The organism is Corynebacterium sp. ES2730-CONJ (assembly GCF_024834055.1).
Classification (GTDB): domain Bacteria; phylum Actinomycetota; class Actinomycetes; order Mycobacteriales; family Mycobacteriaceae; genus Corynebacterium.
In genome coordinates this window covers 81,569-100,363 of record NZ_JANUXZ010000004.1, presented here as the reverse complement: position 1 = coordinate 100,363, position 18,795 = coordinate 81,569, and the positions used below count along the sequence as shown (strand labels likewise).

Genomic DNA, 18,795 nt, shown 5'->3' with positions numbered 1-18,795 from the left:
TCCGGCGCTTATCCGTGTAGGAGTATAGATATGAGTCGATTGGACTTAACTTGGACTTCGCTGCGAGCGAATTTTCTTGCACTCGTGGTAGTTTGACTGCTAGAACGTAATTAGCACTTAGCTACCACGAGTGCTAGATAAAGGTTCGAAAAACGTAAGCGTTTCTAAGGAGAACAAGCACTATGGCAAAGATTATTGCCTTCAATGAAGAAGCCCGTCGCGGCCTTGAAAAGGGTCTCAATACCCTCGCTGATGCTGTCAAGGTTACCTTGGGGCCCAAGGGCCGCAATGTCGTGCTCGAGAAGAGCTGGGGTGCCCCTACCATCACCAACGATGGTGTCTCCATTGCTCGTGAGATCGAGCTCGAAGATCCCTATGAGAAAATCGGCGCTGAGCTCGTTAAAGAAGTAGCTAAGAAGACTGACGACGTCGCTGGCGACGGCACCACCACTGCCACCGTGCTGGCCCAGGCCCTGGTGCGCGAAGGTCTGCGCAATGTTGCAGCTGGATCCAACCCCATGGGTATTAAGCGCGGCATCGAGAAGGCCGTCGATGCGGTGACCAAGAAACTGTTGGAGAACGCCAAGGAAGTAGAGACCGAAGAGCAGATCGCTGCTACCGCTGGTATCTCCGCTGCTGATCCTGCAATTGGTGCCCAGATCGCTAAGGCAATGTACGCAGTGGGCGGCGGCAAGCTCAACAAAGAATCGGTTATCACTGTTGAAGAGTCCAATACCTTCGGTGTGGACCTAGAAGTAACCGAGGGTATGCGCTTTGATAAGGGCTATATCTCCGGATATTTTGCTACTGATATGGAGCGCTTGGAAGCAGTATTGGAGGACCCATATATCTTGTTGGTATCTGGCAAGATCTCCAATATTAAGGATCTTCTCCCCTTGCTGGAAAAGGTTATGGGCGCCAGCAAGCCACTGCTGATCATTGCAGAGGACGTCGAGGGTGAGGCTCTCCAGACCCTCGTGGTCAATAAGATTCGCGGTACCTTCAAGTCGGTAGCCGTCAAGGCCCCCGGCTTCGGCGATCGCAGGAAGGCCAACCTGCAAGATATGGCTATTCTCACCGGTGGTCAGGTTATCGCTGAAGAGGTGGGTCTGTCCCTCGAAACCGCTGATCTGCCGCTGTTGGGTCGCGCACGCAAGGTGGTAGTTACCAAGGACGAGACCACCATTATTGAGGGCGCTGGTTCTGCGGAGCAGATCGAAGGCCGGGTCAACCAAATCCGCGCTGAGATTGAGAACTCCGACTCCGAATATGATCGTGAGAAGTTGCAGGAGCGTTTGGCTAAGCTCGCTGGTGGCGTGGCTGTTATTAAGGTTGGCGCTGCTACCGAGGTTGAGCTGAAGGAGCGCAAGCACCGCATTGAGGATGCCGTTCGCAATGCGAAGGCAGCCGTCGAAGAAGGTATCGTTGCCGGTGGCGGCGTAGCCTTGCTGCAGGCAGCGCATGTTCTCGATGCTGATATGGGCCTCGAGGGCGATGAAGCTACAGGTGTGAAGATTGTGCGTGAGGCGCTTTCTTCTCCGCTCAAGCAAATCGCCCACAATGCCGGCTTAGAGCCAGGTGTGGTGGCTGATAAGGTTGCTGGTCTACCTTCCGGTCAGGGTCTGAACGCTGCTACCGGTGAATACGTTGACCTCATGGAAGCCGGTATTAACGATCCGGTAAAGGTAACCCGTTCCGCACTGCAGAATGCTGCTTCTATCGCAGCACTCTTCCTCACCACTGAGGCTGTGGTGGCGGATAAGCCTGAGCCTGCTGGTGCGCCTGCAATGCCAGGTGCCGATGAGATGGGTGGCATGGGCTTCTAAGTTCTAGAAAGCTCTTTTGACGCCGTAGGGGTTGACTCTACGGCGTCTTTTTGTGCTGTCAAACCCCAAGGAATGCACTCGTGTAGTGCTCTTAGATTTCGCATCTCTTGCAGTTAAGGGTAAGGCAGGTGCTAGACGCCGGCAATTTCCCCCTATTGTCCCAGCAATCTGCTCATATTCTCGGCGACGTGATGGAGCTAGTGTGGAACGTCTAGCTGGGATATTGCACCCCCGCTAAGGGGTATTGGAGAATAATATTCATACTAATTTTTCGCGGTGAGCCACAGTGTGGAGCGTTATCGTGGCCAGCATCTTCTGCGTTACGGTTGGGGGAGTAAATCTTTATAATCATTGCGTGAGTAAACCTTATAAACCCAGTTGAGACCCAATATGTTCGGGTCGATAAAGTTTTAGCCTAATCGGTGAGACGTAGGTGAACCTACCGAGATCTTTGCAGGCTGGATAAACTTTATGACCAACTTGATTTGTAGATTGCTCATCCTGTGGCACAATAGTTTCAGAGACACCGCTTCATCAGGGGTGTACGACATATCCGCTTCACAAACTGACTCACGGTCAGTTTCAACACAAGGAGATTTTCATGGATGTTTCTATGATCGTCGATCAGTTCAACAACTTCAAGAAGTTCGTCGAAGCCCTCGGTAACCTCTTCAAGGATTTCCCAGGCTTCCTCAAGAGCCTCGGTTCTTTCTTCTACAACATCGAGAGCCTCGCTGGTGAGACCAAGGGCTACTTCGAGGTTCCTACCAAGGCTGCTGCTGAATAGTAGCTAGGCATCCTGCCTCATAAATAAATCTTTCACCTCTCAAAATTTCAGGAGAATTAAATGAACAAGAGCGAAGCATCAGTAAAGGCATACGAAGGTTTCACCGAGGCCATCACGCAGTGGACCGGCCTTTCCAACGAAGGCCTCATCGGTGGCCTCATCGACATCTTCTTGGCTCTCGCTAAGCACCTCGGTCGCGTTAGCGATCTGCTCAGCTTCCTCAAGTAAGCTGAATGGGCTGACTTATAGAGCAGCTAATATCTTTAAATAAAAGAAGTCCGCATTCGTGAGAATGCGGACTTCTTTTATGCGTATATTATCGATTATCAGGCTAGTAATCATGGGCAATATTTGAGCGTGCGGGGTATGCTTTGTATATGGCTGATAACGATAATGACCTGCCCGTCATCGACCTCGCTGCCACCGAGGGTTATATCGTTGACGATACCGATGAGGATGATCCGGTCCTCCTAGCACCGGATGGAACACCCGTTGATACGTGGCGTCAAGGTTATCCCTATTCCGAGCGTCTTACCCGCGAAGAATACGAACATGAAAAGCGCCAATTACAGATTGAGCTCCTCAAATGGCAGAACTGGACCAAGGATACGGGTCAGCGCCATATCATTCTTTTTGAGGGGCGGGATGCCGCCGGCAAGGGTGGAACCATTAAGCGCTTTAACGAGCATCTCAATCCCCGTGGTGCACGCACGGTGGCCCTAGAGAAGCCATCCCCGAGGGAATCGACCTCCTGGTATTTCCAACGGTATATTGAGCACTTTCCTAGTGCCGGCGAGATCGTCTTTTTTGACCGTTCGTGGTACAACCGCTCGGGAGTAGAACGCGTCATGGGGTTTTGTACCGAGTCGCAGCACGCAGAATTTCTGCGCGAAGTTCCAATGCTGGAAAATATGATTCTCGGCTCTGGCATATCACTAACGAAGTTTTGGTTCTCCGTATCACAAAAAGAGCAGCGCACGCGCTTCGCTATTCGCCAAGTTGACCCCGTGCGTCAATGGAAGCTCTCGCCTATGGATCTCGCTTCCTTAGATCGCTGGGACGACTATACCCAAGCGAAGGAAGAGCAGTTTAGGTATACCGACACCGATGAGTCCCCATGGATTACTATTCGCTCGAATGACAAGAAGCGGGCTCGCTTAAACGCCATGCGTTATATCTTGAGCAAATTTGAATATACCAACAAGGATTATGACGTGGTTGGTGAACCAGACCCCCTGATCGTTATGCGGGGGCGAGATCGCATTGGCGACTAATGAAGACTGTTCTCATCCAGAGTGCTCTGTGCGTCGCTGAGCTCAGCATCAATGATGGCGTGGGCCAGGCGCCGCAAGTGCTTTAACTGCTTATGTGTGGACTCATACAAAGCGGTGTGTTCGGCCTGACTAACAATGGTGGCCAATTCTTCTTGGGCTTTACGACCTTTTTTCGTCGCCCTAACAATTTGGCGGCGGCGATCCTTTGCGTCTCGTTCTCTTTTGACCCACTTCTTCTTTTCCAGGGCATCGATGAGACGAACCATATCGGAAGCATCTACTGCTAGTAACTCACACAGCGCGGTCTGACTGGTGGCATTGGTGTTCATCAAACACGAAAGGACCCAAAACTCGCGTAGGCTTACTTCTTTGTCCACGAGGCCGGCTTCGATGATATCGCGAGTGCGTCGACGCAGTCGTTCCAGCTGGAACGAGGGTGACTCGAGCAGCGCGGTGGGGATTTCGAATGTGGGCATGACACCTATCATACTGTGAGCATGCTGGGAGTGTTGCTATTTTTTAGCCTAATACTATATGTGGATACTATTGACCGGTCAGTGGACGAAAAAAGCCCCAGATAAAACTATGTTTTATCTGGGGCTTAACTTTTTAAATTAGAACATATGCTGCATGGTGGCAGCAGAGGTGGCCATCGTATTGTGAATGCTTGGAGCCGAACCCTCGTCATCAGAGTGCGAGGATACAAATGGAAGGCCGGATATCAAGTTTGAGAGGAATCCGTTGCCGTTGCTCATGATTTTTTAACTCATTCCTTCGAGTATTAAGAGTAGTTTTTGTTTTCCCGGCCGCAGCCTTTCTGCTGCCGTTAAGACCTATAGTGCACCTTCTGTGGAGGGAAAGCAAGGGCAAAACAAAACTAATCGGAAGGGGTGCCATTGAGCGTGTGCGGCTAGGGCACAAGAACGGAATAAATTCCACCCTTGCATAATTTTTCAGCTAAAACACCTGTTGGTATCTAATAGTATGAAGAAATATGGGTTACTGACTACTTGATTAGTGTGATAATAGTCAAAGGATAGGCCAGTGTGATTTTCATAACAGCGTTGAGACTTGGGCGTTGATATGCCCGATATATGTCCGAATGTCTGTTTTTCCAACAAAAAACCTGAGCCACGCGGGGCTCAGGTCCTAGTAGGTAACTGTAGCGAAGATTAAGATGCGATATCCAGTCCGGCGGCAAGCCATGCGTCTGTGCCACCAGCGATATTGATAACATCGAATCCTTGTGCTTCTAAGAATGCACCCACCCGAGCGGACCGTCCGCCGGCCTTGCAGATCACATAAACCTCACTTGTTTTATCGATCTCCTCACATCGCTCCTTAATCGCAGACATAGGAATATTCACCGCGCCTCGGGCGCGGACTTCCGCAAATTCATCGGCCTCGCGGACGTCGATAAGCTGGCAGTTCTGAGGGACTTCCCTCACGGTAATTTCACGCATAATTTGATGCTACCTCCTTTACCAAGCACGAGGGGCCCTATCCCTTCGGAGTCGAAGAGATAAGGCCCCTTAGTGCAAGCCTTATGAGGTGAGATTATTTGAAGCGCTCGATAGCTTCGTGATGGATTTTCTCGGCCTCAGCTTTATTGCCCCAACCAGAACCAGTGACGTCTTTATTAGGCTCCAGATCCTTATAGTGCACAAAGAAGTGCTCGATCTCATCCTTCAGCGAGGTGCTCACATCGTCAATATCTTGAATGTGGGCCCAGCGGGGATCATCGATTACGCACAGCAACTTGTCGTCGCCACCAGCTTCGTCGGTCATCTTAAATACGCCTACGGGGCGGGCAGTAACGATAACGCCAGGGAATACCGGCTCAGGGAGGATTACTAGGGCGTCAAGAGGATCGCCGTCCTCGCCCAGCGTGTGGTCAATAAAGCCATAATCTAGTGGGTAGGCCATAGGGGTAAATAGGTAGCGGTCGAGGTAGACCTTGCCGGTCTCGTGGTCGACTTCGTATTTATTACGCGATCCCTTAGGAATCTCGATGGTTACTTCCACGCTCATAGAGTTCTCCACTCCTTATGTAAAGACCTTAGTCTCAACGAATATGACAACGACCGATATTCTACCCCACGCCTGAGCATCAGGGTGGCAGGCGACGGTTCAGTGAGCACAACAAATCTACCCGATGTCACAGCCAGTGGACTATATTTGAGAACAAATGAAAAAAGCACAATGGTGGATCGCAACAATAACAGCAACCGTGGTAGTGGGAGCAACCGCTGGTACGGCAGTCATCGTCAACGAGCGCAATAAGCTTTACTATGACGCCCCCACGCACGCCAATCCTTTAGAAAACCCTAAAGTTATCCCCATCTCAGCCCTAAGTGACTCCACATACGACCCAGCGAAGCTGCGCCTTGTCGATAGATTCCTCAACGATCCTCGCTTGGGTACAGCCAGTTTCAAGGTGCGTAATACAGCAACAGGTGATGTAGTTGTGGATAAAAACGCTGCTTTGGCTCTCAAACCTGCGTCCACCGCGAAGATGCTCACCGCGGCGGCAGCTCTTATCGCACTCGGACCGGAGAAAACAATCAGCACCTCCGTAGTAGCCCAAGACCAACATACCGCGGTCATCAAAGGAGCGGGTGATGTTAGTTTAAGGGCTGCAGACTTGGATGAGATGGCCCAAGCGATTACCTCACAGTTGCCTGAGGTGCGGGCCATCTTGGTGGATAATTCCGCCTTTAGAGCACCAGAATTCATGCCAGGCTGGGATCCAAGGGATATTGATGGCGGATTTGTAGCCCCCATCCAATCGGTCATGATCAATGAAGGGCGATTAGGGGCAGAAAGTGGCTACGTACCGAGGAGTCACACTCCTGCGCTCGACGTAGCCCAAGAAGTGGCCGCCCGGGTAGGGGTGGACACCTTTGGCCTAACCACGCTAACAAACGTCGACACTCTGCCGGAGATTTTCCGCCACGAGTCCGCGCCCCTAGAGCAACGTCTCGAGAGAATGATGGAGGATTCGGATAATGTCATGGCTGAAGCCATTGCCCGAGAAATCGATCCTGTAAGGCCAGTGGAAAAGACCCAAGAGGTCCTCGCGCCTTATTTCAATCTGGACGGTATAAGGCTCGTAGACAATTCGGGGCTATCGGTGGATAACCGCATTCCGAGTGCGCTGCTTGAGGATATCGTCTTCCGTGCCGCCACGGATTTGGAACAATTACGGCCCCTACTATCTACCCTCCCCGTCGCCGGTGGGACCGGCACCCTCGCGACGCGCTATGAGAATTTAGCCGGGCGGGGATGGGTACGTGCTAAAACAGGTACGCTCGATCACGTTGCCTCCCTGGCGGGGATCGTTCAGGGTGCATCAAATACCGTGTACTCTTTCGCCATTATTGGCAATGATATCGACGTATTAGAAGGACGCCTCGCCATGGATGAGCTGTTGAGCGATCTGCGGGCGCAAGGATAGCCCAGATTGTGTCTACGCCCTTTTGGCCTGATAAGAGTCCCCATTTTCTGCTCTGCCGCAAAGCGGTGCGACCCTTTAAAGATCTCAAGCCCGTCATCGGATTATCGGGTGGTGCAGATAGTCTGGCACTAGTAGCTGCGGCGGCAGCGGAGGGAGTAGCAGCAAGAGCCATCTGCATCGATCACGGTCTGCAGCTCAATTCCGATACTCAAGCTGCCCGCGCCGCCACCCAAGCTGAAGCCCTGGGCATCCCCGCGGAGGTGCGCCGTGTCGTTGTTGCACCCGGAAATATTGAAGCCCAAGCCCGAGCCGCGCGTTATCAGGCTCTAAGAGAATACGGCACCGAAATTTGGGTGGCCCACACCGCCAACGACCAAGCCGAAACTCTGCTGATGGCACTGATTCGTGGACATGCCTCCGGAATGCTCCCTGACGGAGAGGTACGCCGGCCCTTCTTAAGTCTGCGTCGAGAAGAAACCGAAGGGGCCTGTCGCGAACTGGGGTTGGAGTATTGGGAAGACCCGATGAACCACGACTCAACATTATTACGTACCCGGTTGCGCTATCAGCTGCTGCCGCTATTTAAAGATCTTGCAGGCGATCGAGTGATTGACAATCTCGCTCACGCTGCACACCACGTGGCTGTGAACCACGAGTTTATTCGTCAGCAGGCGGTTGTGACCACAGATATTTCCACGCTGCAAAATTTGGCTACCCCAGTGCGCCTCGCTAGCATTCGGGGCTTGGTTTATGAATATGGAGGCACCGTCAATGCCACAACTGTGGAGGCTATAAACGCCCTCATCATGCGCTGGCATGGTCAAGGGGCGGTTGCGTGCGGTGCAATCCAGATTCGCCGGCGCGGCGCTGATCTGATTATCGAGCACGTATAAAAGAATGGAATACTCACGCTAAACGTGGCACACTTTGTAAAGGTAGTATCGCCTTTTATTTGCAGAATGTAGGAAAGTGTCTATGCAACTGATCAAGGACTTTAACGTCCCAGCTCACCGCTATGGTGCCGATGTCGAAGCGGTGTTAATCAGCGAAGAACAGCTGAAAACTCGAATCCAAGAGATGGCCGATAAAGTCTCAGAGCACTACCGAGATAGTGACCAAGATATCGTCCTGATTTGCGTGCTCAAAGGTGCCGTTTTTTTCCTTACCGACTTCGCTCGGGCGCTCTCAATTCCCGCTCAGTGTGAATTTATGGCGGTGTCCTCTTATGGAAATTCCACCACATCCTCCGGAGTGGTGCGCATCTTAAAAGATCTAGACCGCAATATAGAAGGCCGCGATGTAGTGATCGTCGAGGACATCATTGACTCCGGGCTGACCCTTAAATGGCTGCTGCGCAATCTGAATAATCGCAAGCCTAAATCCCTCGAAGTAGTCACCCTGCTGCGCAAGCCCGAAGCTGTGAAGGTCGATATTTCGCTTTTCGACGTTGGCTTCGATATACCCAATGAGTTTGTTATCGGATACGGCCTCGATTTTGCTGAGCGCTATCGAGATCTACCCTATGTGGGCACCTTGCAGCCTCGACTATTCCCCGATAACGGTGGCGATCAGTCCTAAAACTTCCCTGTCAAAAGGGCATACTGGGTACCCACGCCTGTTAAACGTTCCCAAAGGGAATTTCGCTCAGGGGAGCGATCTCACTTCCAGCTAACTCAAGTGCTTGTGAGTACTCGCGGGTGCCTGTGAAGTGTCTGGAACTATTAGGCTACTTTTTAACGTTATACCTATTGATAGACGGGCATCTGCTATCTCCCAGACGATAGCGAGCAAGAATTTTTTCTAAGGACCGCACACCACAAGAAAGGGATCGGTTTTTCACCACTTCCCATCAGCTCACAGCACCTGGCTCATGGCTGAGTGATCAACCGATGCATCTATGAACACCAAGAAATTCCTCCGCTTTGGATCTCTCGCCGCAGTGGCATTGATCATGCTGTATCTTCTGACCCTATTTGGCTCCAGTACCCAAGGTTTCCAAAAAGTGGAGACCTCAGTGGCATTGGCACAGCTTACTGAGAAGAATGTCAAAGAGGTCACTATCGATGATCGCGAACAGCGCCTACGCCTCGAGTTAGTTGAGCCCATTGAATATGAGGGCAAAAAAGACGTTACCAAGATCCTGACGCAGTACCCTGCGCGTACCAGCCCCGAGATCTTTAAGGCGGTGGATCAAAGTGGTGCTGAGAAATTCACCACCAATGTCACTCAAGACAGCATTCTCCTGCAAATGTTGGGCTATATCCTACCGATGGTGATCGTCTTCGGCCTCATCATCTGGATGATGGGCCGGATGCAAGGCGGCGGGGGCTTATTTGGGATCGGCAACTCTAAGGCCAAAGAGCTCACTAAGGATATGCCAACCAATACCTTCGATGATGTGGCAGGCGCCGAAGAAGCCGTGGATGAACTGCAAGAAATCAAGGATTTTCTGCAAGACCCCTCGATCTACGAGCAAGTGGGCGCAAAGATTCCGCGCGGAGTCTTGCTCTACGGCCCACCGGGCACTGGTAAAACCCTCTTAGCGCGCGCTGTCGCTGGCGAAGCTGGCGTACCCTTCTACTCCATCTCAGGCTCCGATTTTGTTGAGATGTTCGTGGGTGTTGGTGCCTCAAGGGTACGGGACCTGTTCAAACAAGCACGGGAAAATTCCCCCTGTATTATCTTTGTCGATGAGATTGACGCCGTAGGCCGCCAGCGTGGTTCTGGCATGGGAGGGGGCCACGATGAACGAGAACAAACACTCAACCAACTGCTCGTAGAAATGGATGGTTTCGGGGACCGCGAAGGTGTCATTATTATGGCGGCAACCAACCGACCCGATATCTTAGATCCCGCTCTTTTACGCCCCGGCCGCTTTGATAGGCAGATTCCGGTGACTAATCCGGATCTCAAGGGTCGCGAACAGATCCTTGCCGTTCACGCCAAAGGAAAACCTTTTGCAGATGACGCCGATGTCAAAGCCTTGGCTCGTCGAACCGCTGGAATGTCAGGCGCTGATCTCGCCAATGTCTTAAACGAAGCAGCCCTTTTGACCGCTCGTGTGGGCGGCAATGTGATCACTGCAGATGCGCTGGAAGAAGCGACCGACCGCGTCATAGGGGGGCCTCGCCGCTCCTCGAAGATTATTTCCGAGAAGGAAAAGAAGGTGACTGCCTACCACGAGGGTGGACATACGCTCGCCGCGTGGGCGCTCAAGAATATCGAGCGCGTCTATAAGGTGACAATTTTGGCCCGCGGCAAGACCGGGGGACATGCAATGACAGCCCAAGAAGATGACAAGGGCATGTACAACCGTGATGAACTTTATGCCCGTCTGGTCTTTGCTATGGGCGGTCGTGCAGCCGAAGAATTAGTTTTTGGGGAACCCACGACGGGTGCATCCGCTGATATAGAGATGGCTACCAAAATCGCTAAATCGATGTTGGTGGAATACGGTATGAGTCCGAAACTGGGACTAGTGAAATACGGAGACGAACAAGGCGACCCCTTCTCCGGCCGCCCTGGCCAAGGATCCCTTGAATATTCACCGGCAACAGCAGCGCTGATCGATGAAGAGATGAAATATCTTATGGATAAGGCTCACGCTGAAGCCTATGGAATTCTGCGTGAGTACCGAGACTACTTGGACAAGCTCGCGGAGAAATTGCTCGAAAAGGAAACACTCAGGCGCCCCGATCTTGAGGCTCTTTTCAGCGGCATCACTCCGCGCGATGTGGGGGAGGTCTTCCCCGGTGAAGACGATCGCTTCCCCCGTCAGCTAGGCCGTGAACCCGTTAAAACACCCACCGAGATAGCTCTCGAGCGCGGGGAAGAACCTCCGAAACCCTTCCGTATCGTGGATGCCTCAAAAAAGGCTCGGGCCGAGCGCGCCGCAAAGAGAAAAGCCGAAGGTTTTAACCCGGAGAGAAATTCCGTCCCCGTGCGTCCCTGGGATAAAGCACCCCATAGCGATAACAACCTAGCTCAGGATGAGAATCATCTGCCACGACGTTATGGGGGGACGCCTCCACCAGCTGATTGGGTCATCCCAGGCGATATTGCCCATAATCCTTATGCTGCAGCCGCTGCACCGGATCGAGAGAACCAGCCTGCCCAAAATGGTGAATCGGTAAGCGGTCAACTGACAGCGGACGACAACGAGATTGGACGCCACCCTGGTTTGGATCATTACGGCCTAGAAGAGGCAAAGAAGACCGAAGTAGAGATTGGTTTTAGGTTGCCGGAACGAGAACGCCCCGAGAATTCATGGGACGATAATGAGGCCCACGATGAAACTCCAGACGAGGAATACCCGGTTTCTCGGGCCACTGAAATTGCGCAACCAAGCACCTCGGGACGACATTATAAAGAGCCGGATACCACCCGTGATGAAGGTGAACCACTCCCATGAGTTCATTCGACCGTATACGCGCGGAGAAGGCGGTGAGAGAATTACTTATTGCGGTCGGGGAAGACCCTGATCGCGAAGGACTTAAAGAAACACCTGCACGAGTGGCGCGCGCCTATGAGGAGATTTTTCAGGGGCTGTATGAGGATCCCACAGTAGTTTTAGAAAAATCCTTCAGCGAGGACCATCGGGAAATTGTCTTAGTCAAAGATATCCCTATCTACTCCACCTGTGAACATCACCTCGTTCCCTTCTTTGGACGGGCCCATATAGGGTATATTCCAGGGGAGTCAGGCAAAGTGACTGGCCTATCGAAGCTGGCCCGATTAGTGGATCTTTACGCCAAGCGCCCGCAAGTTCAAGAACGTCTCACCAGCCAGGTAGCCGATGCCCTGGTGGACAAACTCGGAGCCCAATCGGTCATTGTGGTCTTAGAATGTGAGCATCTCTGTATGTCCATGCGAGGAATTAGAAAACCGGGTGCATCTACTACCACATCGGCTGTGCGGGGTGGATTTAAGAAGAACGCGGCTTCACGAGCTGAGGTGCTGAGTCTTATCCATGGCTAATATTTTCCAGCAATTCCCTACAGCAGTGATGGGCATTCTCAATATCACCCGGGATAGTTTCTCCGACGGCGGTCACTACCTCGATATAGAGTCCGCGCTTGCCCACGCGGAAAATATGCGTGCTCACGGTGCTGATATCGTCGATATCGGAGGCGAGTCCACCAGACCAGGTGCTACGAGAGTGTCTGCCGATGAAGAATATCACCGTGTCATTCCTGTCGTCGAAGAATTAGCGCGCCGTGACTTTACCATCTCGGTTGATACTATGCGCGCAGATATAGCCCAGGCAGCTATCGCTTCAGGTGCACATATGATCAACGACGTCTCTGCAGGCCTCGCCGATTCTCATATGTTTGAGATCGTGGCCGAGGCAGGGGTTCCCATCTGTTTGATGCACTGGAAAACGGAGCGCTTTGGAGATGCCGCTGGCACCGCCCATAGTGATAGCTCGGATATCGCCCTTGAGGTTAGTTCCGCCCTGAGAGAGCGCGTACGTGCAGCACAGGCCGCAGGTATTCGAGCGGACAATATTTGCATTGATCCAGGCCTAGGCTTTGCCAAAACACCGGAGAATAATTGGAGTTTGCTGCACCATATCGGAGAGCTTCAAGCTCTGGGCTATCCGGTTCTCATCGGCGCCTCCCGCAAGCGTTTCCTCGCCGCTTTGGGTACCGATCTGGATCAAGCAACGGCAGCGGTATCAGCACTTGCCGCAGCGCAAGGTGCCTGGGGTTTCCGAGTTCATGCAATCGCCCCTACGGTAGCGGCCATAAAAGTGGCTGCCCAATGGACAGGAGCACAATAGTATATGGCTGATCGTATTGAGATTAAGGGTATGAAGGCCCATGGTTATCATGGAGTCTTAGCCCACGAGCGTGACATTGGGCAGGAATTCAGCATCGATATCGTGTGTTGGTTGGACCTTAAAGCGGCGTCGAAAAGCGATGATGTGGCCGATACCATCAATTACGCTGAGTTAGCACAGCGCGCCCATGAGGTCATCACCTCGAAGAGATTTAACCTGATTGAAAAGGTGGGTGGGTTTCTTGCCGATGATTTTATGGCCACATATCCCCAGTTGTTCGCGGTGGAGATCACGGTGCACAAGCCCAGCGCCCCGGTAGCCTATATCTTCGATGATATTGCTGTTGTCATTCGCCGGAGTCGCCGCTGATGATTCGCGCCGTACTCTCTATCGGATCCAATATGGACGACCGCTATCATCTTATCCACTCAGTGATCGAGGATTTTGCGGCGGAAACAATAGCATCTTCACAGATTTATTCCACCCCACCATGGGGAGTGATCGATCAGGAAGAATTCCTCAACGCCGTCATTATTGTAGAAGTGGAGTCGAGCCCCCGGGAACTCCTCCGCAGGGCTCAACAGCTTGAAAATAATGCCGCGCGAGTCCGCACCAAACGCTGGGGGCCGCGCACTCTCGATGTGGATATAGTGCAGGTTTTCAGTAACGGTGTTGAGCTTGTGCAAGATGATCCCGAACTCATTTTGCCCCACCCTTGGGCCCACGATCGCGCTTTTGTCCTCGTCCCTTGGTTAGAGGCCGATCCGCAAGCCAAGCTAAAGGGGATTCCATTGGCGGTGCTCCTATCACGTCTCGATGCCCGCGATATCGAAGCAGTGGAGGCTATCGATGGTCACAGCACGAGCCTCTCCTCATCGCCTATACATTCCTAGAAAACGGAAGAGTTAATATATGAAACCTACTGCGCTGATCAATCTCATCGCGCTCGCAGGTTTTAGTGCTAGTGCGAGCTATATTGTGGTTTCGCGCTTTTATACCTATTTCCCTCCCATCCCTAGTTCGGTTGCTATTACCCTGGGCGCGTTAGCGTGTCTACTGCTCGGACTTGGACTCATCTCACGCCGGCGTATCGGGCAGAATCAAATTGGATTCGACCGCAGCCAATTAGACCCCACTCGCGCGGCGAGTTTCCTCGTGCTCGCACAATCTTGCGCGTGGGCGGGAGCACTCTTCTTTGGGGTTTACGCAGGATTTGCTGCCTATATTCTTCCCCGGTGGGACCTTCTTGTTGCTGCTAGCTATGATGGTCCACGCGTCATCGCGTGCGTCGTGACCAGTTGTGGTGTCATGCTCGCCGCGTTGTGGTTGGAACGCGGATTGCAGGCTCCGCCGCCAGCCGAAGGGGAGCCTGCCTAGGAGTATTCCAGCCTCGCTAGAACCTGAGGGGCACATTCGAGATCGATAAATATGAGGTAAGTTCGTATATATGAAAGCCGAAGACAAAGATACCCTCAGGCCAGTGGATAAAAATCGGGATCTGAGCCCCGTTTTGCTAGTCATCTTGGTATCACTTGCGGTGATTGCGAGCGTCATCATGCTGGTTACCTCCAGTATTAGCTCACTCAAAGTCGCCATGGTCTTGGCTTTATGGGCCGCCCTCATCGGAGCCTTCCTCGTCTTTCGCTACCAACGCGATATGGGCAGTCAGACGAGGTTATATCGAGCGCAACTGCTCGCCAATGAAAAACGCTATCTAGCGGAGAAGCGACGCTCCGAAGCGGAATTTGAACGCCGTATCAACGAGCGAGTGGATATCCAAGCGGAAAGCGCCTTGGGTGAAATTAATTCTCAGCTGCAGGCCGTTATGAGCCAACTGGAGCAATTAAGTGGCGCTATCTATTCCACAAATACCAATGTGCTACAAGCTGAGGCAGTTCGAGTTAAAGAAATAGAAGAAGCAGCTGAAAAACTGGAATCTAAGCATGAGGATCCCCACTATGAACCCTCATACCGCCCCAGCTTCGATCCCACCTCATTTTCTCGAACTCCGTGGGATCATACTGAGGAATTCGAGGCAGTCCAGCCCTTCGATGAGCAACCTCATAAAGAACCTGAGACAGTCCAGAGCCCTGAGCCCGTTCGCGATCAAGAGAACCACGAAGAATCAGCAGCGAGCGCCCCAGCGGAACCGATCACGAGGTCATTTCGATCCACACCACCGATCAAAGAGAGTTCCAGTGAAGCTGATGAAGTTGCCATTACTTTCAGCCACGAGACTTTAACGCAGCCAACCAATAAGCATGGAGCGAGTGCGCCTGAATCTCGGCCCACCGATTATCCGTGGCTGATCCGGGAGGACACCGAGGCACCGATTGACTACGCACGGCATATGCGAGCCCAGGTGGATCACCCGGCGAGCACGTCCGGTCGAACAGGCGGACGCCGCCGGAAACCAGAGTCCACCCCGAATACGGAACGCTCTCCCGAAATCGCGCCACACCATTCAGGTGGCCGGCGCCGCAGAGAAGCCATCGACGGTGGTATCAGTGTCGAGGAATTACTCAAAAAGGCACGCGAACGTGAATAGGAGCCCTCGACTTAGCTTCTACCTGTGGGGAACATCGCCCTTGCGCGACATTCTGGAGAACCACCAGCACACCAGAACGAGCGATCCACGGCTCGCAGAACTACATCTTGTGGGCTGCCCTGATCACGAGGTAGCACATATTTCCAAGCGCTATCCAGGTATCTTTTCTGATCGGACTATTGTTTTCAGCCACAGCTATACCAGTGATTACCGGCAATTCCCCGGTATTTCACTAGGAGTACTCCCTCTTGCTCGAGGCTTCGCTCTGTCATCGACGAGTCAGGTGGGGATTACCATTGCGGAGCTCCTCTTTACTGAAATCAACCAAAATTACACCTTCATCAAACCTGCAGAATGGGAGAAAACTCGAGCGCTCATTGCTCACCGAGCACTCATATCAGCCCTCGATCCAGCGCCTGAGGCCCTTGCTTTTCAGCAATGGCCTTTAGTTAAACGCTGCGTAACCCTGCAAGAAGGACCGGGCGAAGAGAATAGTCTTCTGCACTTTCTGGCTCGACATTTCCCCCACAACCAACAGTTGTATCGGCAGGCAGTGGAAGCACTATCAACGGAAGGATAACCGGGCGTGACACCACAGAGATTTCAACCCCGCACCGCTCATGAGATTGTGCTTAGCCAAGCAGCCGCCTTCTCCAAAGTATTTAAAACGCAAGGTAAACCTGTGGTGGCAGTTTTCCTGCGGAGCCCACTGCACGCCGGGCATATCGCACTCATGCGGGCAGCACGCCGCATCCCTGGTGCTGTAGTCGTGGTAGTGAGCCTTCACCCGATCGACCGTGCGGTTGTGGAAGCCGAGCATATTGATCTCTATATTCCGTATAGCAAAGAGCAACTATGGTCACGCCCGCCCACGCTCGGCCTTAACATCCCCGACCATAAGATGCAGTCTCCGCAGCTACTTGCAACCGATCTGCTGGAAATCCTGGCCCTGCTTGGTGCCGTGGCGCCGACAGATCTCATCGTGGGGGAAAAGAACTATGAACTCTTAGCTCACCTCGCCGAAGCGATCCGAGTGTTCCATTCTCCCGTAAAAATTCACCGAATACCCACGGTACGCAATGCGCAGGGGCTTGCTATAAGCGGTCGAAATGATGCGCTCCTGGCTCGTGAGCGAGACCAAGCTCTAGCCCTGTCGGCTGCGGTTACTGCGGGACTTCATGCAGCAGAGATGGGGAGTGCTCAAGTACTGGCAGTCGTCTCGGACGTGCTTCAGGCGGCTGGAGTGGATGTGATATATAAAAAACTCACTGCGCTTGACCTATCACCTGCGGTAGAGAAAAAACCGGCCAGGCTTTTTATCGCCGCGCGTTTTGCCCACACGCACTTAATAGATGGAGCGGAGATTCCCTTGGGCATCGGCATTAAAAATCTCGACTAGGTAATTTTGACACGGGGCGTTGTGAGCTCCCTATTGGGCAGTGGCTAAGGGTAATGGGGCTTAGATTTTTCGTGGGGTCTGGGCTATTGTTTGTGCTGTGACGAACGCAAAGAAAGCCCCCGTACAAGACGTCCCTGAGCAACTACGCATCCGCCGTGAGAAGCGCGCTAGGCTCATCGAATCTGGTCGCGATCCCTATCCTGTAGAAGTTGATCGCACCCACTCGATTACAGAGATCAAAAAGAAGTACCAAAGTATTGATCCCGATACGGAGAAGATTCCAGGGCGCATCTACCTGGAAGCTGGCGAAGAAACGTCCGACGAGGTAGCTATCGCCGGGCGCGTCATGTTTATTCGCAATACCGGCAAGCTGTGTTTCGCTGCGCTCCAAGAGGGCAATGGCGCGCATATCCAAGCGATGCTCTCACTGGCTGAAGTAGGCGAAGAGGCGCTCGCAGCGTGGAAAACAGAGGTTGACCTCGGTGATATTGTCTCCATTCGCGGTCGAATAGTCTCGTCCAAACGCGGTGAACTATCCATTATGGTGCAACGTTTCTCCATGGCATCAAAGTCTTTGCGTCCTCTGCCCGTGGCTTTTGCGGATATGAGTGAAGATTCTCGAGTGCGTCATCGCTATACCGATTTGATTATGCGGGAAAAAGCGCGTGAAAATGCGATGACGCGCATCAAGGTGATGCGAGCACTGCGGAATTATCTCGAATCGCAAGAGTTTGTAGAAGTAGAAACTCCCATGCTGCAAACCCTGCACGGCGGTGCGGCAGCGCGCCCATTCGAGACCCACTCCAATGCCCTCGATATTGATCTCTATCTGCGCATCGCGCCTGAGCTTTATCTCAAGCGCTGTGTGGTGGGCGGAATTGAGCGCGTCTTTGAGGTTAACCGCAATTTCCGCAACGAGGGCGTGGATTCTTCGCACTCCCCAGAATTTGCCATGCTCGAAACATATCAGGCGTGGGGTACCTATGACGATGGCGCCACAATGATCCGGGAACTCATCCAATATGTCGCCCAGGATGTATTCGGATCCACGACCGTGACGCTAGCCGACGGATCCACCTATGATTTCGGAGGCGAGTGGAAGGAGATTGAAATGTATCCTTCCCTTAATGAGGCGCTGCGCCGTAAATTCCCAGGCACCCAGGAAGTCACTACCAAATCCAGCGTGGAGGAACTGAAAGAGGTAGCAGCAGTGATCGGCCTGGACGTCCCTTCGAATGCTGGTTGGGGGCATGGCAAATTGGTTGAGGAGATATGGGAAGTTCTGTGCGAAGATCAGCTCGACGGGCCGATCTTCGTGCGCAATTTCCCGGTGGAAACCTCACCCTTGACCAGGCAACATCGCGAACAAGAGGGTGTCACTGAAAAATGGGATCTCTATGTCCGCGGCTTCGAATTAGCCACCGGCTATTCTGAGCTCATTGATCCCGTGATTCAACGGGAACGCTTCGAGGATCAAGCACGTCTCGCCGCTGGCGGCGATGAGGAGGCTATGGTTCTCGATGAAGATTTCCTTGCCGCCATGGAGCAGGGTATGCCCCCAACCGCCGGGTGTGGCATGGGTATTGATCGCTTGCTCATGGCTTTGACCGGTTTAGGTATTAGGGAAACTGTGCTATTCCCGATGGTCAAGCCCGAGCACTAAGATTAGGTGCAATATCGGCCGGGTGGGTGAGAGAGAAGACCTCTTTCACCCACTTTTTT

General features: G+C 52.7%; 21 protein-coding genes. 17 read left to right on the top strand and 4 right to left on the bottom strand.

Annotated features, from left to right (window positions below):
- Window positions 1–182 precede the first annotated feature (182 nt).
- The 4 genes from groL to ppk2 all read left to right on the top strand — a co-directional run bounded on the left by groL (window position 183) and on the right by ppk2 (window position 3,887).
- A complete protein-coding gene (gene groL, locus NXS13_RS06045) occupies window positions 183–1,826 on the top strand; it encodes a chaperonin GroEL (RefSeq protein ID WP_259078775.1) in 1,644 nt (547 codons plus the stop codon).
- A 601-nt stretch (window positions 1,827–2,427) separates the two neighbouring features.
- The gene (locus tag NXS13_RS06040; protein ID WP_259078778.1) at window positions 2,428–2,613 is read left to right on the top strand and encodes a PorH family porin; all 186 of its coding nucleotides are present in this window, start codon (window positions 2,428–2,430) and stop codon (window positions 2,611–2,613) included.
- A gap of 60 nt (window positions 2,614–2,673) precedes the next feature.
- Window positions 2,674–2,841, top strand: a complete 168-nt coding sequence (locus NXS13_RS06035) for a hypothetical protein (protein WP_259078780.1) — start codon at window positions 2,674–2,676, stop codon at window positions 2,839–2,841.
- 149 nt (window positions 2,842–2,990) lie between these two features.
- The gene (ppk2, locus tag NXS13_RS06030; protein ID WP_259078784.1) at window positions 2,991–3,887 is read left to right on the top strand and encodes a polyphosphate kinase 2; all 897 of its coding nucleotides are present in this window, start codon (window positions 2,991–2,993) and stop codon (window positions 3,885–3,887) included.
- On the opposite strand, the gene NXS13_RS06025 is transcribed toward ppk2, so the two are convergent.
- From NXS13_RS06025 to NXS13_RS06010, 4 genes are all read right to left on the bottom strand, one after another.
- Complete coding sequence (locus NXS13_RS06025; protein ID WP_259078788.1) at window positions 3,884–4,363, bottom strand: MarR family winged helix-turn-helix transcriptional regulator; 480 nt, start codon at window positions 4,361–4,363, stop codon at window positions 3,884–3,886. The two genes, ppk2 and NXS13_RS06025, sit on opposite strands and share 4 nt — an antisense overlap.
- A 138-nt stretch (window positions 4,364–4,501) precedes the next feature.
- Entirely contained in the window at window positions 4,502–4,642 is a 141-nt protein-coding gene (locus NXS13_RS06020; protein WP_259289493.1) for a hypothetical protein, read from the bottom strand.
- A gap of 417 nt (window positions 4,643–5,059) precedes the next feature.
- Window positions 5,060–5,350, bottom strand: a complete 291-nt coding sequence (locus NXS13_RS06015) for a rhodanese-like domain-containing protein (RefSeq protein WP_259158415.1) — start codon at window positions 5,348–5,350, stop codon at window positions 5,060–5,062.
- A gap of 94 nt (window positions 5,351–5,444) precedes the next feature.
- A complete protein-coding gene (locus NXS13_RS06010) occupies window positions 5,445–5,918 on the bottom strand; it encodes an inorganic diphosphatase (protein ID WP_259078791.1) in 474 nt (157 codons plus the stop codon).
- Between the two features lie 157 nt (window positions 5,919–6,075).
- Between NXS13_RS06010 and dacB the strand changes: the two genes are divergently transcribed.
- The 13 genes from dacB (at window position 6,076) to lysS (ending at window position 18,736) form a co-directional block, all read left to right on the top strand.
- A complete protein-coding gene (gene dacB, locus NXS13_RS06005; protein ID WP_259289492.1) occupies window positions 6,076–7,344 on the top strand; it encodes a D-alanyl-D-alanine carboxypeptidase/D-alanyl-D-alanine-endopeptidase in 1,269 nt (422 codons plus the stop codon).
- A gap of 8 nt (window positions 7,345–7,352) precedes the next feature.
- Window positions 7,353–8,237, top strand: a complete 885-nt coding sequence (gene tilS, locus NXS13_RS06000) for a tRNA lysidine(34) synthetase TilS (RefSeq protein ID WP_259078796.1) — start codon at window positions 7,353–7,355, stop codon at window positions 8,235–8,237.
- A gap of 82 nt (window positions 8,238–8,319) precedes the next feature.
- Window positions 8,320–8,922 (top strand): hypoxanthine phosphoribosyltransferase, encoded by a 603-nt coding sequence (gene hpt / locus NXS13_RS05995; RefSeq protein WP_259078801.1) that lies wholly within the window; start codon window positions 8,320–8,322, stop codon window positions 8,920–8,922.
- A 319-nt stretch (window positions 8,923–9,241) separates the two neighbouring features.
- Window positions 9,242–11,755, top strand: coding sequence for an ATP-dependent zinc metalloprotease FtsH (gene ftsH / locus NXS13_RS05990; protein WP_259078807.1), 2,514 nt, complete (start codon window positions 9,242–9,244; stop codon window positions 11,753–11,755).
- Window positions 11,752–12,321, top strand: a complete 570-nt coding sequence (folE, locus tag NXS13_RS05985; RefSeq protein WP_259078809.1) for a GTP cyclohydrolase I FolE — start codon at window positions 11,752–11,754, stop codon at window positions 12,319–12,321. Before ftsH ends, folE begins: the two co-directional genes overlap by 4 nt.
- Window positions 12,314–13,126, top strand: coding sequence for a dihydropteroate synthase (folP, locus tag NXS13_RS05980; RefSeq protein WP_259078812.1), 813 nt, complete (start codon window positions 12,314–12,316; stop codon window positions 13,124–13,126). The genes folE and folP overlap by 8 nt, the downstream gene beginning before the upstream one ends.
- A 3-nt stretch (window positions 13,127–13,129) precedes the next feature.
- The gene (gene folB / locus NXS13_RS05975) at window positions 13,130–13,495 is read left to right on the top strand and encodes a dihydroneopterin aldolase (RefSeq protein ID WP_259078815.1); all 366 of its coding nucleotides are present in this window, start codon (window positions 13,130–13,132) and stop codon (window positions 13,493–13,495) included.
- A gap of 2 nt (window positions 13,496–13,497) precedes the next feature.
- Window positions 13,498–14,019 (top strand): 2-amino-4-hydroxy-6-hydroxymethyldihydropteridine diphosphokinase, encoded by a 522-nt coding sequence (gene folK / locus NXS13_RS05970; RefSeq protein WP_259079001.1) that lies wholly within the window; start codon window positions 13,498–13,500, stop codon window positions 14,017–14,019.
- A 19-nt stretch (window positions 14,020–14,038) separates the two neighbouring features.
- A complete protein-coding gene (locus NXS13_RS05965) occupies window positions 14,039–14,503 on the top strand; it encodes a DUF3180 domain-containing protein (protein WP_259078816.1) in 465 nt (154 codons plus the stop codon).
- A gap of 103 nt (window positions 14,504–14,606) precedes the next feature.
- Window positions 14,607–15,674, top strand: coding sequence for a DUF6779 domain-containing protein (locus NXS13_RS05960; protein ID WP_259289491.1), 1,068 nt, complete (start codon window positions 14,607–14,609; stop codon window positions 15,672–15,674).
- Entirely contained in the window at window positions 15,667–16,254 is a 588-nt protein-coding gene (locus tag NXS13_RS05955; protein WP_259289490.1) for a hypothetical protein, read from the top strand. Before NXS13_RS05960 ends, NXS13_RS05955 begins: the two co-directional genes overlap by 8 nt.
- A gap of 6 nt (window positions 16,255–16,260) precedes the next feature.
- On the top strand, window positions 16,261–17,073 hold the full coding sequence (locus tag NXS13_RS05950) for a pantoate--beta-alanine ligase (RefSeq protein ID WP_259078826.1): 813 nt from the start codon (window positions 16,261–16,263) through the stop codon (window positions 17,071–17,073).
- Between the two features lie 97 nt (window positions 17,074–17,170).
- Window positions 17,171–18,736: a lysine--tRNA ligase gene (gene lysS / locus NXS13_RS05945; RefSeq protein ID WP_259289489.1), complete on the top strand. Its 1,566-nt coding sequence runs from the start codon at window positions 17,171–17,173 to the stop codon at window positions 18,734–18,736.
- Window positions 18,737–18,795 lie beyond the last annotated feature (59 nt).